Genomic DNA, 544 nt, shown 5'->3' with positions numbered 1-544 from the left:
TTGGTCCAAAGTCTTGACCCCGACGCGTTATCGTAGGCATGGCGTCATTTTCCCGGTATGACTATTGGGCTGGCTGGTAGAGAGGCAGGCGCGAAGATGGCGGCTAAGAAAAAAAATCCCCGACGCGCTTTTTGAGCGGCAAGCGGCAGGTTTCCAAGTGCCTGAGGCGGGATGAAGCCCCCAATCAAAGAACGATCACTCGATCAAAAGCCTCGGCGAGCAGAGCGACAAGGCTAATTGCATGGTCCATCAAGGTGGCAAAAAGCGGACTTGCTATACATGTATATCTCTGCAATATTACTAATTATGTTAGCCATTCGTTTAGATCAGGAAGTCGAGAGTCGCTTGGAGCAGCTAGCCAAGCGGACTGGACGCACGAAGACATTCTACGCACGGGAAGCGATCCTTGAGCACCTTGAGGACCTGGAAGATTACTATCTGGCCGTTGAAGCCATCCAGAGCCCGGGCAAGATCTACACCGCCGCAGAAGCTAAACGTGAGCTGGGATTATAGTATTTCCGGGCGTGCGCTCAAGCAGCTCAAA

At 52.4% G+C, this 544-nt stretch carries 1 protein-coding gene; it reads left to right on the top strand.

The genetic code is table 11. From position 1 onward, the window contains the following. Positions 1–306: 306 nt before the first annotated feature. Positions 307–513 carry a type II toxin-antitoxin system RelB family antitoxin gene (relB, locus tag IE065_RS17890; protein WP_189517703.1) on the top strand — a complete coding sequence of 69 codons (207 nt, stop codon included), beginning with the start codon at positions 307–309 and terminating at the stop codon, positions 511–513. Positions 514–544 lie beyond the last annotated feature (31 nt).

It is taken from the genome of Cerasicoccus arenae (genome assembly GCF_014651635.1).
Lineage (GTDB): Bacteria > Verrucomicrobiota > Verrucomicrobiia > Opitutales > Cerasicoccaceae > Cerasicoccus > Cerasicoccus arenae.
The sequence above is the reverse complement of the archived record's forward strand: the minus strand, read 5'-3'. Positions and strand labels throughout refer to the sequence as shown.

Coding starts and splice junctions, on each gene's coding strand:
- relB (WP_189517703.1), top strand. CDS start 307: ATGTTAGCCATTCGTTTAGATCAGGAAGTCGAGAGTCGCTTGGAGCAG.